This window comes from Pseudomonas sp., assembly GCF_030690725.1.
In the GTDB taxonomy this organism is placed as follows: Bacteria; Pseudomonadota; Gammaproteobacteria; order Pseudomonadales; family Pseudomonadaceae; genus Aquipseudomonas.
The window spans coordinates 35,420-50,673 of sequence record NZ_JAUYGD010000087.1; the positions used below are offsets into that span (position 1 = coordinate 35,420).

The 15,254-nt window shown below is 59.9% G+C and carries 12 protein-coding genes; 3 read left to right on the forward strand and 9 right to left on the reverse strand.

Going from position 1 to position 15,254, the window contains the following annotated elements; genetic code table 11:
* Positions 1–13 precede the first annotated feature (13 nt).
* Complete coding sequence (locus Q8O69_RS20645) at positions 14–613, forward strand: Yip1 family protein (RefSeq protein ID WP_305594172.1); 600 nt, start codon at positions 14–16, stop codon at positions 611–613.
* A gap of 114 nt (positions 614–727) precedes the next feature.
* Positions 728–1,222: a SprT family zinc-dependent metalloprotease gene (locus Q8O69_RS20650; RefSeq protein WP_170048746.1), complete on the forward strand. Its 495-nt coding sequence runs from the start codon at positions 728–730 to the stop codon at positions 1,220–1,222.
* Positions 1,223–1,233: 11 nt separating this feature from the next.
* Here Q8O69_RS20650 and Q8O69_RS20655 read toward each other — a convergent pair whose 3' ends face one another.
* The 8 genes from Q8O69_RS20655 to Q8O69_RS20690 all read right to left on the reverse strand — a co-directional run bounded on the left by Q8O69_RS20655 (position 1,234) and on the right by Q8O69_RS20690 (position 12,487).
* The gene (locus tag Q8O69_RS20655; RefSeq protein WP_275962486.1) at positions 1,234–1,851 is read right to left on the reverse strand and encodes a hemolysin III family protein; all 618 of its coding nucleotides are present in this window, start codon (positions 1,849–1,851) and stop codon (positions 1,234–1,236) included.
* Between the two features lie 127 nt (positions 1,852–1,978).
* On the reverse strand, positions 1,979–3,415 hold the full coding sequence (locus tag Q8O69_RS20660) for a response regulator (RefSeq protein ID WP_305594176.1): 1,437 nt from the start codon (positions 3,413–3,415) through the stop codon (positions 1,979–1,981).
* 15 nt (positions 3,416–3,430) lie between these two features.
* A complete protein-coding gene (locus Q8O69_RS20665) occupies positions 3,431–4,549 on the reverse strand; it encodes a two-component system response regulator (protein WP_305594178.1) in 1,119 nt (372 codons plus the stop codon).
* Positions 4,549–7,593 carry a response regulator gene (locus Q8O69_RS20670; protein WP_305594180.1) on the reverse strand — a complete coding sequence of 1,015 codons (3,045 nt, stop codon included), beginning with the start codon at positions 7,591–7,593 and terminating at the stop codon, positions 4,549–4,551. The genes Q8O69_RS20665 and Q8O69_RS20670 overlap by 1 nt, the downstream gene beginning before the upstream one ends.
* Before the next feature lie 2 nt (positions 7,594–7,595).
* Positions 7,596–8,111, reverse strand: coding sequence for a molybdopterin-dependent oxidoreductase (locus Q8O69_RS20675; RefSeq protein ID WP_305594182.1), 516 nt, complete (start codon positions 8,109–8,111; stop codon positions 7,596–7,598).
* Between the two features lie 188 nt (positions 8,112–8,299).
* The gene (locus Q8O69_RS20680; protein ID WP_305594184.1) at positions 8,300–9,481 is read right to left on the reverse strand and encodes a CaiB/BaiF CoA-transferase family protein; all 1,182 of its coding nucleotides are present in this window, start codon (positions 9,479–9,481) and stop codon (positions 8,300–8,302) included.
* 90 nt (positions 9,482–9,571) lie between these two features.
* Positions 9,572–11,209 (reverse strand): AMP-binding protein, encoded by a 1,638-nt coding sequence (locus Q8O69_RS20685; protein ID WP_305594186.1) that lies wholly within the window; start codon positions 11,207–11,209, stop codon positions 9,572–9,574.
* A 138-nt stretch (positions 11,210–11,347) separates the two neighbouring features.
* Entirely contained in the window at positions 11,348–12,487 is a 1,140-nt protein-coding gene (locus Q8O69_RS20690) for an acyl-CoA dehydrogenase family protein (RefSeq protein ID WP_305594188.1), read from the reverse strand.
* Positions 12,488–12,647: 160 nt separating this feature from the next.
* On the opposite strand from Q8O69_RS20690, the gene Q8O69_RS20695 reads away from it, so the two are divergent.
* Complete coding sequence (locus tag Q8O69_RS20695) at positions 12,648–13,646, forward strand: AraC family transcriptional regulator (protein WP_305594190.1); 999 nt, start codon at positions 12,648–12,650, stop codon at positions 13,644–13,646.
* Positions 13,647–13,821: 175 nt separating this feature from the next.
* Here Q8O69_RS20695 and Q8O69_RS20700 read toward each other — a convergent pair whose 3' ends face one another.
* Positions 13,822–15,165, reverse strand: coding sequence for a hypothetical protein (locus tag Q8O69_RS20700; RefSeq protein ID WP_305594192.1), 1,344 nt, complete (start codon positions 15,163–15,165; stop codon positions 13,822–13,824).
* Positions 15,166–15,254 lie beyond the last annotated feature (89 nt).

A 15,254-nucleotide genomic window follows, 5' to 3' on the forward strand; every position in this document is an offset into this window, starting at 1 on the left:
GAGGAGGTCTGGCATGATCCATCACGTTTGGGGGCTATTCACCCATCCCGACCAGGAATGGCAGGAAATCCGTGGCGAAGAAGAAACCATCAGCCACATGTATCTCACCCACGTACTGATTCTCGCGGCAATTCCCGCAGTCTCAGCCTATATCGGCACCACCCAGGTCGGCTGGGCAATCGGTGATCGAGCGCCGGTGATGCTGACCGAGGCCAGTGCGTTGCAAATGACCGTCATGACCTACCTGGCAATGCTTGCCGGGATCGCAGTGATGGGCGCGTTTATCCACTGGATGGCACGCACCTACGATGCCAGCCCAAACCTCACGCAATGCGTGGTATTTGCGGCCTACACCGCTACACCGCTGTTTATCGGCGGGCTGGCGGCGCTCTATCCACATCTCTGGCTGGCCATGGTGGTGGGCACGGCAGCCATCTGCTACACGGTGTACCTGCTCTACGTCGGCATACCGACCTTTATGGGCATCCCCGAAGATGAAGGCTTTATGTTCTCCAGCTCGGTGCTCGCGGTAGGCCTGGTGGTACTGGTGGCGATGATCGCCGCCTCGGTGATTCTCTGGGGCTTTGGGGTCGGCCCGGTGTACACCAGCTAAGGCAACGCCTGATGACACACAACGAAACCACCTGCGGGTGGTTTCGTCGTTTCAGGGCTGTGATCGCTGCGCTGCTTGGGCATAATCGCTGCCCCCATCTTGATCGCCGCACTTATGTCCGAACACCTTCTGAGCCGCGTAGAGCAGTGCTACCAGCAGGCTGAAGCCTTTTTCAAACGCCCTTTTGCCCGCGCCGAGGTGAGTTTCAAGCTGCGCGGACAAAAAGCCGGCGTGGCGCACCTGACGGAAAACAAGCTGCGCTTCAACCCGCAGCTGTACCGGGAAAACCGCGAAGACTTCCTCAAGCAGACCGTGCCGCATGAAGTAGCGCACCTGATCGCGCATCAGCTGTTCGGCCTGAAGATTCAGCCCCATGGTGAGGAGTGGCAACTGATCATGCGCGGCGTGTATGAGCTGCCGCCCAACCGTTGTCACAGCTATGCGGTACAGCGGCGCACGGTCAGCCGTTATATCTACCGTTGCAGCTGCCCGCAGGGTGAATTTCCGTTCTCGGCCCAGCGCCATGCCCTGGTCAGCAAAGGCCGGCGCTACTACTGCCGACGCTGCAAGGTGACCTTGAGCTATACCGGTGAACAGCGCGTCGAATAACCGACCGGGGATTACAGGACGTAACGCAGCACCGCAACAAAGTGCATCAGGCTGCCGCCCATGACGAACAGGTGCCAGATGCCGTGCCAATGGCGGAAGCGGCTGTCATAGGCGAAGAAGATGATGCCCACGGTGTACAGCACCCCGCCGCCGGCCAGCCAGATAAACCCGGCCATGCCCAGTGCGGCAATCAGCGGTTTGACCGCGATCAGCACAATCCAGCCCATCACGGCGTAGATCACAATCGACAGCACGCGCGCCTCGGAGCGTGGCTTGATCTCCTGCAGCATGCCGATGATTGCCAGCGTCCAGACGATTCCGAACAGCGTCCAGCCCCAGGTTCCTTCCAGGGTAATCAGGCAGAACGGCGTATAACTGCCCGCGATCAGCAGGTAGATCGACAGGTGATCGAGCTTGCGCATCAGCACTTTCGCCCGCCCCTGCACGCTGTGGTAAAGCGTGGAGATGCTGTACAGCAGCACCAGGGTCAGGCCGTAGATTGCCACACTGATAATCTTGCGCAGCTCGCCATCCAGGCTCGCCAGCACCAAGAGCCACACTGCGCCCGCGCAGGCCAGAAGCGCCCCGACCAGATGGGTCCAGGCGTTGAAGCGTTCCCCGTGATACATGTTTTCTGTTCCCAAGCTGCCCGATGGCGAAAATGCATCAGGCTTATGCCGGAAAAAAGCCTATTTGACGAGCACCACGTTGCCGCCCCGCATAAAGTACGGCGCCAATCACACGCTCAGGATCTGCTCAGGCGCGCGGCAGGCTGACGCGAATCACGCAACTCTCGCCGTCATCTTCCTGCTGCACATCGCCGCCCTGGGCGCGGGCCAACGCGCGGGCGGCGGCGAGCGGTTTATTGCTGGCCGGGCGCGCAGGCAGCAGCAGTTTCACCTGCGCCTGGTTCTCATCAATCATCACCAGGCTCAGCTGGCTGCCCACTGGGCAAGCGCTATGGGCGTGTTTGAGCACGCGGTAGAGCAAGGCATGGCAAAGCCCAGGATCGGCCATCACCTCGGTACTGCTGCCCAGCGCGGTTTCCAGCTGAATATCGACGCCGCGCTCGCCATAACGCTGACGCAACTCGCCGATCAACTCACGCAGCAGCGGGTTCAGCCGAATGCTTTCAGGGCGCAATTCACGCTGTCCGGCTTCAAGGGACAGCTGCTCGCCCGCCAGCTCCAGCAGCTCCTTCATCTGCTGGCTACTTTGCGTGGCCAGTTGCACCTGCTGTTTCTGCGCCGGATTGAGCGCGGCATCCTGCGTCAGGCTCTGCAACGCTTCGGCGCACTGGTTAAGCGGTTGCTGCAGCTCATGGCTGATCAGGTGCAGCATGTCGGCACGTAAAGCAGCCAGTTCCAGCAACTGATCCAGGTCGGTCTGCAGCTGCCGGCGATGTTCGACGTAGCGCATCAGGTTGCGCACACGAATGCGCAGCAGGGTTGGGTCAATCGGTTTGAACACATAGTCCACCGCGCCCAGCGACAGCCCTTGCTCACGGGAGCGTTCATCACTCAGGGCGGTCACGAAAATAATCGGGATATGCTCCGAAGCATGGTGCTGACGCAGCCGGCGCGCCACCTCGAAGCCGTCCATGTCGGGCATCATCACATCCAGCAGGATCAGGTCCGGCGGGTTGTCTGAATGGCAGATGGCGATGGCTTTCTCGCCGTTGTGCGCCAGCTTTACCTTAAACTGATCGCGAAACAGTCCGGCCAGCAACTGCAAGTTCTCCGGCGTGTCATCGACCACCAGAATACTCGCGCGCTCTTCGCCTTGCGGCAGGCTGGCTTGCACCAGCAGATCGTCGCGCTGCAGGGAGCGCTGCACGCGTTCCAGCAAGCGCTGGGTAGTAAAGGGTTTGACCAGCAGATCGCGGATACCCAGTTGAATGGCGCGCTGCACATCCTGGCGCTGCATGGCGCTGGACATCAGTACAAAGGGAATCTCCGCCAGCGCTTCATCGCTGCGCATGCCTTCAAACAGCGCCAGTCCGGTTGAACCGGCCAGGTTCTGCTCACTGAGCACCAGCGACACCGGTGTTTGCCGCAGCTGCTGCAGTGCGCTCGCCACATCGTTGGCCTGCAGCACCTGGGCCACGCCATGGCGCTGCAACTCCTCAACCAGGGCGCGGGTCAGCACCGGGTCGCTATCGACAACTAACAGCGTGGTGGCATTGTTCGACATACAGCAAGACACCTCTTACTCGTTGGAAGCCGGCTCATCACTGTATTGCCGGGCGATCTGGGCGAAGGCTTCGCTGATCTGTTCAAAGCCATCGACGATATCCGGATCAAAATGACTGCCGCGCCCCTCGCGGATGATCTCCAGAGCTTTTTCATGGCTAAAGGGCGGCTTGTACACCCGCCGCGAGATCAGCGCGTCATACACATCGGCCAGGGCCATCAAGCGCGCCGACAGCGGGATCGCCTCCCCCACCAGGCCTTGTGGGTATCCGCTGCCGTCCCATTTTTCCTGGTGGCTAAGCGCAATTTCCTTGGCGTGGCGTAAAAAGGCGATGGACTCGCCCAGCTCCTGCTCGGCATGCACGATGGCGTCGCGGCCCAGGGTGGTGTGAGTTTTCATGATTTCAAACTCGTCAAAGTCGAGTTTGCCCGGTTTGAGCAGGATGCTGTCGGGAATGCCGACCTTGCCGATGTCATGCAGCGGCGCCGATTTGAATATCGACTGAATCGTGTCTGCGGTTAGTTCAGCGCTAAACCGTGGGTGCGTCTGCAGATGCTCGGCCAGCGCCTTGACATAGAACTGGGTGCGGCGAATGTGGTTGCCGGTTTCGTTGTCGCGGGTTTCCGCCAGGGAAGTAATCGCCCGAATGGTCACATCCTGAATTGCCATCACTTCACGGGTGCGCTTTTCCACCTCGTGCTCAAGGAAAACATTCTGGTTCTGCAGCAAATCACGGGCGAATTTCAGTTGCAGCTGGGTGTGCACGCGGGCCAGAACAATCGCTGGATTGATCGGCTTGCTGATGTAATCAACGGCGCCCAGGTCCAAGCCGATTTTCTCATCCTCGGCAGCGGTCATGGCGGTGAGGAAAATCACCGGAATCGTCGCAGTAGCAGCATCCTGCTGCAGGCGACGCAGCACCTCGTAGCCATCCAGCCCCGGCATCATGATGTCGAGCAGAATCAGATCGGGTTTGACCTCACCGCTGACAATCTGCAGCGCACGTTCGCCGCTGGGTGCCAGCTTGACCTTGTAGTCCTCACGTAACAAACCGCTCATCAGCGAAAGGTTATCGGGGGTGTCGTCCACCACCAGAATCGTCGGTTTTTCTCTGCCGGCCAGTAGCCTGTCCATTACATCGCGTCCTTACTCAGTGCCGGATTGCTGTGTATCGCCGCCCGTAAAACCGCCAGGGCGTCGTCCAGAATATAACTGTTGATGGCCCGCTCCAGCGCCGCAAACCCCGAGCCCAGCACCGCCTTGAACAAGGCCGCCTCCTGCTGGAACAACTCGATGGCATCGGCATCGTCATCACCGAGCAAGTACTCCAGGCGAGCCACCAGTTGGCGTACACGCGGCCAGTCGATAGCACCGGCCGCGGCCTCCGTTACGGCTTGCGCGGGCAGCACCGCCTGCAGACGCGCGATCAACTCAGCGCAGCTTTCGCCCAGTGCGCTGAGCTGCACATCGAACTGGCTATCCGGCGGCCCTAGCCTGAGGCGGTCTTCCAGCACCCCGGCCTGTTCGGCCAGGCCATTGGCGCCGATGGTCGCGGCAGTGCCCTTGAGCGTATGCAGGGCACGCAGGGCATCCTCGTGCAGGCCTTCGGCAAGCAGGCGCCGCGTCTGCTCGGCGGCATCGGCCTGACCCTGAACAAATTTGCGCAACATCGACTCATAAGCCGTGCGCTTGTTGAGTACCCGGCGCAAGCCGCCCTGCACATCCACGCCGGTAATTTCGGGAAAGCCTGCTTCAGCCTGGACCGGCGCCCGCGCAACTGGCACCGCGTTGCCCGTGTCAGCCGCCGCCGGCAGCCATTTCAGTAACAGCGCGAACAGCTCGTCCGGGTCGATGGGTTTGGCCAGGTGCGCATTCATGCCGGCGGCCAGGCACCGCTCGCGGTCGCTGCTCATGGCGTTGGCAGTCATGGCCAACACCGGCAGCTCAGCCCAACGCGGGTTGGCGCGGATCTGCTGGGTGGCGGTCAGGCCATCCATCACCGGCATCTGCATATCCATCAGCACCAGCTGGTAATCGTCAGCGGCCAGCATATCCAGGGCAACCTGACCATTTTCGGCCACGGCAACGCAGACCCCGGCAGCCTCCAACAGGTCACGGCCAACCTGCTGGTTCAGCTCGTTATCATCCACCAGCAGCACCTGCGCGCCCTGCAGCGCGCTGAGGTCCTGCACGCTGACGTTACTGGCCGGGCGCAGGCTGCTCTCGCTGGCGCTGCTGCCACCTAAAGCGCGAATCGCCGCGTCGAACAGCAACGACGGGCTCACCGGTTTGACCAGCAGCAAGGCAATCCCGGCCTGCTCAGCCTCATGGAAGACTTCTTCGCGGCCATAAGCCGTAACGATCACCGGCTGCGGCGCAGGGTCGAGCAAGGCCAGCTGGCGGCAGGTTTCCAGGCCATTGATGCCGGGCATTTTCCAATCAACAAAAGCTGCCTCAAACGGCGTTCCGGCAGCGCAGGCCTTGGCAGCAAGCTCCAGCGCCTGCTCGCCGCAGTCGGCTTCCGCCACCTGAAAACTCATGGAGCGCAGCAGGCTGGCATGGATATGCAGGGCCTGCGGGTTATCGTCCACCACCAGCACCCGGCGGTTGCGCAAATCCGGGGTTGGCAGCAGCGACAGCACAGGTTTTGGCGCAGCAACCACGCCCAGATGAGCGGTAAACCAGAAGGTGCTGCCCTGCCCCAACACGCTGTCGACGCCGACTTCGCCATGCATCAGCTCGGCCAGCTTGCGCGAAATCGCCAGGCCCAGCCCGGTGCCGCCGTACTTGCGCGTGGTCGAACTGTCGGCCTGCTGGAATGACTGAAACAACCGCGCCTGTTGTTCGGGCGAGAGGCCGATACCGGAGTCCTCGACCTCAAAGCGCACCTGAACACCCTTGGCATCCTGCGCCAGCAGCCGCGCGCGAATCACCACGCCGCCCTGTTCGGTGAACTTAACCGCATTATTGGCGTAGTTGATCAGCACCTGGCCCAGGCGCAGCGGGTCGCCGATAAAACTCTCGGGCAGTTGCGGGTCAATGTCGAAGATCAGTTCCAGATCCTTAGCAGCGCATTTCTCACCGATCAGGCTGGCCATGTTTTCCAGCACTGTGTGCAACTCGAACGGCACCGACTCGACATCCAGCTTGCCGGCCTCGATCTTGCTCAGGTCGAGGATGTCGTTGATCAGCCCCAGCAGATGCTGGCCCGAACGCTGAATCTTCTCCACATAGTCGCGCTGCTTGGCAGTCAAGTCGCTGCTCAGCACCAAGTGGCTCATGCCGATTACCGCATTCATCGGCGTGCGAATCTCGTGGCTCATATTGGCCAGGAAGTCCGACTTCAGCTGCGATGCGCTTTCGGCCTTGGTCCGGGCGATCTGCAGTTCTTTTTCGTGTTCACGCAGCGTCTGGTTGGCCTCGGCCAACTCCTGAGTGCGTTGCTGCACGCGCCCCTCAAGCACCTCTTCATTTTCCTGCAGGGCTTCCACCAACTTGCCCTGCGCCGCCAGCAGCTCGCGCTGGGCGCGCACGCGCTGGCGGGTCTGGCGCAGCATGGCGAGACCAAACATCAGGGTGAGAAAGCCTTGAAACAGGGTTAACGCCGTGGTGACCACAACCTGGGAACGCAACTCGGCGTTGCGCCCATCGACGGTACGCGCCGCCAGCTGCGCCGAGGTGTAGACGAGATCCTGAATATCGAACTGGAGCAGTTGCAGCTGCTCACGCAGCAAGCTGGCATTCAGCGGCGTGCCACGTCGAACAAAGTCTTCAAGTGCCGCATCGGCCGTGCGGATAAAGCTTTCCAGGGCTTGCAGGGTTTGCTGGTAGATCGCCTCATCGCCCATCAGGCGCTGCGCCGACTCGGTCTGGATGGTGCTGACGCGACTGACGAAGATGTCGTAACGCAGCTGCAGCTCATCAATGCCGATACTGCCAAGCTGGTCAGACGCCTGATTGCGGCGCGACCTCACCGGATCAAGGATGTAGGTGTGCAGCGCATGATCAAAGCGCTGGTACTCGGTGCTCAGCTGGGCAAAGGCCCACAGCGCGTTGTCGTCACCACTGCGCATAACCTCGCTGAGGCTGCGGTACTGGTGAGCGAGAATCGCCCCGATGGCCACGTATAGCAGCACCAGGCTGATGATCAACAGCCATAACAGGCGGAACTTGCGCATGGCTATTTGATCTGCAGGGCGCGCAGTTGCCAGGCCGAGCGATTATAGAAAGTCGCAGCCTGCAGCTCGGCTTTGCTATCGAACGGGTACACCAGAAACAGCGGGCCCTTTTCGCGCACAGGCATGGGTTGGCCATTCATCAGAATGGCCACAATCAGGTCGTATTTAATCGCGTCGCTGAAGGGAATCTCGGTGCGGTAATCATTCAGGGCAATCGCGGTAATGCCCTCGCCTTTGGCCCCGGCGGCGGCCAGCACATCACGCAGCAAGGGACCTGTGAACTTCACCGGTTCGGCATACCAGGGTGTTTGCGTGGTGAAACTGCGCTGCGGCAAGGCTTGCAGCATCGGCATATCGAACACGGCTTGCTGCTGCATATTCGGCTGTGTAACCAACCCGGAAATACTCAGCACAGCAGGCCCAACGGGCTTGTCGAGCGCCAGACTCAGGCCCGAAAACAGTAGCAATGTGCTCAGCGCAAGCGCCTGCAGGTGATAGTGGCTGGTAGACACAGGCATTCCCCTCAACATCCATTATTCGGAGATGACACGGCAGGCAGCAGCACTGTCCATGACAACCATTCGTGCAGAGCAGCGAATGATTCTCGAAGCGTAGAACAGTTGCTCGCCACCAGCCGTGTTTGTGCCGATTAATGCATGAGTTTGAGAGGCAACGCCAGCACTTTGGCGATGCCTGCCGGCCTGAATCAGGCCACCACTTTGGCCGCCTTGAGCTGGGCGATCTGCTCGGCGTTGTAGCCCAGCTCTATCAGCACCTCGCTGGTGTGTGCGCCCAGGGTTGCACCGATATGCCGGGGCGCGGGCAAGCCGCTGGAGAATTTGATCGGGCAGGCGATCTGCGCCTGTGGGCCACTGCCCGCACGTGGCACTTCGGTGACCAGGCCGCGGGCCTTGATCTGCGGGTGTTCGACCGCCTCGCTGAGGTTAAGCATGGGCTCCACGCAGGCATCCAGGCCGGCGAACACCTGGCTCCATTCAGCGAAATCGCGTTTCTCGAACTCGATTTCGATCTCACGCTTAAGCGCCTGCTGATCCTCGGGCTTCTGCGACAGGCCACGCGCGGCCAGCTCCGGGCGGCCGATGGCGGCGCAGAATTGCTGCATAAACTGCGGCTCCAGGCTGCCGACCGAGAACCAGCGGCCGTCGCGGGTGCGGTAGTAGTCGTAGAAGCTGCCGCCATTCAGCGCCTGGTTTTCCATGGCCGGCTCCACGCCAGCGGCCAGATAGCCCGCGCCGGCCATGCCATGCAGGCTGAAGGCGCAGTCGGTCATGCTGATATCCACCTGCTGCCCCTGCCCCGTGGCCTGACGCTGGATCACCGCCGCCAGCAGGCCGATCACTCCGTGCAGCGAGCCGCCGGCAATATCCGCCGCCTGAATGCCCAGTGGCAACGGCCCGGTATCGCGGCGGCCGGTGTAACTGGCGATACCGGCCAAGGCCAGGTAGTTGATGTCATGGCCGGCGCGGTCCTTGTACGGGCCGCTCTGCCCATAGCCGGTGATCGACACGTAAATCAGCTTCGGGTTGATCGCCTTCAGCGCTTCGTAACCGACACCGAGCTTGTCCATCACCCCGGGGCGGAACTGCTCCAGCACGATGTCGTACTCGGCCACCAGCTGCTTGACCAGCGCCACCGCCTCGGCCTGTTTCAGGTCCAGGGCGATGCAGCGCTTGTTGCGATTGAGATAGGCATGGCTGGCCGATACGCCGCCATCGTGCGGCGGCAGTACGCGCACCAGATCCATGCGCGAAGGCGACTCGACCCGCAGCACCTCGGCGCCCATATCGGCCAACAGCAGCGAGGCAAACGGCCCCGGCAACAGGGTGGAGAAATCCAGCACTTTCAGTGACGACAGCGGGCCTTGCATAACAGCTCCTCAGGGAACTCAATCCCGTAGCCCGGATGCAATCCGGGGAATATCAACAGACTCCCGGATTGCATCCGGGCTACCCAGCGCTCACTGCCAATGCAGCGGCTGCTTGGCATCCAGCTCGCTGAGCTGGTCGGCAAAGCGTGCTTCCAGTACGTTGCGGCGAATCTTCATGGTCGGGGTCATACAGCCGTTGTCCACGGTCCAGGCCTCGCTCACCAGGACAAAGTGGCTAAGCCGTTCGTGGGCCTCAAGCTGGGCATTGAGCTGCTGCAACGTCTGCGCAAGGTCGGCCGCCACCTGTTCACGGGCATGCTCGCGAGCCGCTGGCGACAGTTCGATCAGCGCCAATGGCTGATCCATATTGCTGCCCATCAGGCACACCTGCTCGACCCAGAGGTTCTTGGCGATCTCGCCTTCAATCGGTGCCGGGGCGATGTACTTGCCCTTGCTGGTCTTGAAGATGTCCTTCACCCGCCCGGTGATTTTCAGGTAACCGGCCGCGTCGACCTCGCCTTTGTCACCGGTGTGCAGCCAGCCATCGGTGATGGTTTCAGCGGTTTTCTCCGGGTCCTGGTAATAGCCCAGCATCAGGCTCGGGCAGCGCAGGAGGATTTCGCCATTCTCGGCGATGCGCAATTCATTGCCCGGCATCGGCCGGCCCACGGTGCCGAAACGCACCTGCCCCGGCCGGTTGAAACAGCCATAGGCCAGGTGCTCGGTCATGCCGTAGCCCTCGCAGATGGTGATGCCGATGCTCTGATACCAATCGAGTAACGCGCGTGGGATCGCCGCCGCGCCGCTGACCAGAATGCGCGCACGATCCAGGCCCAGGCCCTTGCGAATCTTGCGTGCGACCAGGCCGCCGATCAGCGGAATACCCAGCAACCGCGCCAGCTTAGGCTGCGGCAGTTTCTCCAGTACGCCCTGCTGAAAGCGCGTCCACAGCCGTGGCACGGAGAAGAACACGGTCGGCCGTACATGGCGCAGGTCGCTGGCAAAGGTCTCCAGCGACTCGACAAAAGCCACCCGCCCGCTGCTGTAGAGCGCATTCATTTCCACCAGAAAACGCTCGGCGGCATGCGACAGCGGCAGGTAGGAGAAATACTGATCCTGCTCGGTGATCTGCAGCTCCTTCACCGAACGCCCACCGGCAATGGCAAAGGCCTTGGCCGAGAGCATTACGCCCTTGGGCTGGCCGGTGGTGCCGGAGGTATAGAGGATGCTCAGCAACTCATCCGGCGCCTGCGTGTGGCCATCGCGTAACGGCTGATGCGCGGTCAGCAAGGCATGCCAGCCGTGACCGGCCTCAATGGTCGGGTACGGCATGGCGATACGCATGACTTCGGCCGGAATACCCGGCGCGAGTTTGGCCGGCTCATCCAGCTTACCGAGGAAGATCGCCTTGCACTGCGAATGGCGCAGCACATAGTCGATGCTTTCCGCCGACTGCAACGGATACAACGGCACGCTGATCAACCCGGCGAGCATGATCGCCATATCAGCGATGATCCACTCGGCGCAGTTCTTCGCCAGCAGCGCGACCCGATCACCCGGTGCGCAGCCCAACGCTTGCAGGGCCGTGGCCATGCGCCGCGCCTGGTCATCCACCTGCGCCCAGGTGAAGTCATGCCACTGGCCGTTTACCGGCTGGCTGAGCCAGACCGCATCGGGGCGTTTCTCGACCCAGAGCGCGAAACGCTCCAGGGGCAGTTGATCGGTCATCGCAATCCCTCGTTCTTATTGTTGTACCGACATGAACGTTAGCGCTTGAACAGCTTCCCTCGGTAAAAAAACATCGCTCGACCAGGAACCTGGCAATCCCGCTAAACCGCAGGGATCACCTGGCGGGTTGCACCCGCCCTACAGCTTCATCCCACGGCTGATGATCTCTTTCATGATCTCCGAGGTGCCGGCGAAGATGCGCTGGATGCGCGCGTTCGCGTACATCTTGCAGATCGGGTATTCCCACATATAACCCCAGCCACCGTGCAGCTGCACACCTTCGTCGACCACCTTGCACAGCAGCTCGGTGGTAAACAGCTTGGCCTCGGCGGCCACTTCCGGGGTGAGTTTTTTCTCGTTGTGGTCGGTGACGCAGCGGTCGACAAACACCTGCGCCACGTCGATCTGCGTACGCATCTCGGCCAGCTTGAAACGGGTGTTCTGGAAGTGCGAGATCGGCCGGTCGAAGGCCTTGCGTTCTTTCACGTAATCGATGGTGGTCTGCAGCGCCGCCTCGGCCGCTGCCACCGCACCGCAGGCGTTGGTCAGGCGTTCCTGGGCGAGCATATTCATCAGGTAGAAGAAGCCGCCCTTGGCGTCGCCCAGCAGGTTGGCCTTGGGCACCTTGACGTTATTGAAGAACAGCTCGGCGGTGTCCTGGCTCTTCATGCCGAGTTTTTCCAGGTTCTTGCCGCGCTCGAAACCCGGCATGCCGCGCTCAACCAGAAACAGGCCCATGGCGTGCTTGTTGGCCGGGTCGGTCTTGGCCGCGACGATCACCACATCGGCCAGCAGGCCGTTGGAGATAAACACCTTGGAGCCGTTGAGCACGTAATGATCGCCCTGATCCACCGCGCTGGTGCGCATACCGGCGAGGTCCGAACCGGCGCTCGGCTCGGTCATCGCCACCGCAAGAATCAGTTCGCCGCTGATAATGCCCGGCATAAAGCGCGCCTTCTGCTCGGCGTTGCCGTACTCGGCGATATAGGGGCCGCACAGTGCGGAATGCAGCGGCAACATAAAGCCCGGCTCGTTAATCTTCGCCAGTTCCTCGCACATGATCTGTTCGTAACGGAAGTCCTTGAGCCCGGCACCGCCGTACTCCTCATCCGCCCACGGCAGCAGAAAGCCCATGTCGCCGGCCTTCTTCCACACCTCACGGCTGACCACGCCGGCCGCTTCCCATTCGTCCTGATGCGGCACCACTTCCTTTTTCAGAAAGGCGGCGAACGCGTCGCGGAACATGTTGTGTTCGGTGTCGAAAATAAGGCGCTGCATGCGGCTGTGCTCCCTGAGCTGAAGTCGTGCAGCAGGTTAGGCCCCACGCCCCCGCCGCCTCAATGACCCATGCGCTCAGCCTGGATTGACCCAATCGCTCGACCGGCTTGTCGGCGGCGCAGTCAGCTGCCTACCATCGGCGTACTTTCAAGGAGCCGTCATGCGCGAACGCACCATCGCCAGCCACTTTGTCCGCGCTGCCTTGCGCGGCGCCGAACGCCAGGGCCACGACTGCACGCCGTTGCTGCGCCAACTGGGCATCCAACCGGCGCTGCTCGACGAACCGCGCGCACGGGTCGCCCCCGAACAGTTCGCTCGCCTAGTGCAGCTGTTATGGGAAAGCCTCGACGACGAATACCTGGGCTTCGGCCGCCTGCGCAGCAAACGTGGCACCTTCGCCATGATGTGTTACGCGATCATCCACTGCCATTCGCTGGAAAAAGCCCTGGGCCGTGGCGCGCTGTTCTACAGCCTATTCCCCGAAGCCCCGGCCATCAGCATCCAGCGCGAAGGCGACTGGGCACGCCTCAGCGTGGACGACTCCACCCTGTGGGACCCCGACCACTTTCTGGTGGAAAGCCTGCTGGTGATCTGGCATCGCCTCGGCAGCTGGCTGATCGGCCAACGCATCCGCCTGGAAGAAGCCACCTTCACCTACATCCAACCCGCCCACGCCGGCGAATACGAGCTGCTATTTCCCTGCACTCGGCGCTTTACCGCCGGGCGCACGAGCCTGCTGTTCCATGCGCGCTACCTGGCCATGCCGCTGCTGCAGGACGAACGCACGCTCAAGCAATTCCTCCAGCACTCCCCCGCCGACCTGCTAGCCCGCCCGGATGGCGGCGACAGCCTGATCAGCCAGATCCGCCGCCTGCTCGGCCGCGACTGCAGCAACTGGCCGGACCTGGATGCCGTCGCCCAGCAACTGCATATGAGCCCACAAACCCTGCGCCGGCATTTGCGTGAGGAGGGGTCGAGCTTTCAGGAGTTGAAGGACCATCTGCGCCGGGACTTGGCGATTTACCACCTGGGGCGCGATGAGCTGGCGATTCAGGATATTGCCGAGCAGCTGGGGTTTTCCGAACCGTCGGCGTTTCATCGGGCGTTTAAGAAATGGACGGGGCTAACGCCGGGGGCATATCGGGCGCAGGAGGGGTGAGGGCTGAGTGGGTTTGTTGTTTCTGACGCGAGTGCATTAGGGTCAAGTTCATATCGCTGGCCCGTTGCTACTTGATAATTTTATTCCCCCGCCACCATGAAAATAAATTCGCTTCTTTTATTTACAACCATAAACCCCCACCACATAAAATACGAAGCATAAGATAGCAACCCAACTACAACCCCTCCCTAGTAACTTTAACCCCGCCCAAAATATCTTTTGCTGTCAGCATTGGAACTTCAGGCCGCACTGGGGAAATATCAGAGACAGATTTCGACAAGGCACTTATAAGCTGCATACTTAGGTGAGCATATTGCAAGGCATCTTTTACAGAATCAACATCTTCCAAGGCATTGGAGAATCTTGCAAAATTAAGCTCGGGATCAGAAAAATAGCGCCCTGAAGAACGGCCACCACTTATTTCAAATGGATTATTAGGTATTGGCAGTTTTATCCCAGGCAATCTTTCCCCTTGAGGCATAGCAGATGAGTGACAAACCGCAAAAAGAGCCCTATCAGCCTGAGCTAGTGGAGCAGAATGAACAACCAAATCTCTATAAGCACCAAGTTCAAAAAGCCACCCACCTAGACATGCTGAAGCTTTAATTTCTTTACCTAACTTATCGCTAGGAGGATTTTTTCTCCATTCTTTCAAAAGACCTCCAAGCGTTGTAATTTTTTTATCACCCACCGCCTTTTCAAAATTTGAAACCCAATAAAACTCAGAAAGATAATCTCTCAATATGCAAACCTCGACTAAAAATGACTGAAAAGCCAAATAACATAAAGAAGTATACCCATTTGAGAACCGCCTACCTTCGTCAAAACTCTTGCTCTTCAAAGTACTGCCCAACTGATCTCTATAACTTTCAGACAACTGCCTAAGCCTCCACTCACAAGCTCTTAACTGGTGAGATATACGCGAAGCCATATCGAAAAATATTCCATTTTTTTGCTTAAACGCAGAATGCGCAATAAAAGACCATTCGTGACCTTGATCAGTACACAGCCAAGAAGGATTAACCAAGCACTTCGTTCTCCACTGAGGCGGGCTTATACCTTCGACCTCAATGGAGTGAGTAAAAAAATCACAACCAACAATACCCATATTTAAATCACGCAGCTCTTTGAACAAGCTTCCAAACCCGCTCAACCTAAACCTTGCAGTCTTGCCACTCACTGTATCTGGCACAATATTTACAAGGGGCTCCATATAATTTATGGCTCTTGCACCGCCGAACAAATGCACTTCTCGTATAACCGGCTGCCACTCTTCATTACTGCTCATATCTACCCCACCTAACTCAAATCGCTTGCTACTGAGCAATATAAAGGAATTATGGACATAATTATTTTCTCCGTCGTCTTTCCTACCGGTTTCGCCCTTACGGCGAGTTACTTTCTCTTTGCTTGTGCAAAGAGAAAGTAACCAAAGAGAAAGCACACCCGACATCCGGGTTTCGCTTCGCTCAACTTCCCTCGCTCCGGCGCTGTTCCGAGGGTCGTCACGGTGGGCCATCCCTGGCCCATCGTTCCTCGTTTGGCATCCATGCCAAACGCCCCTCTCCACAGCACCTCCACTCGGCCTCCTGACGGGCCCCGGATGCG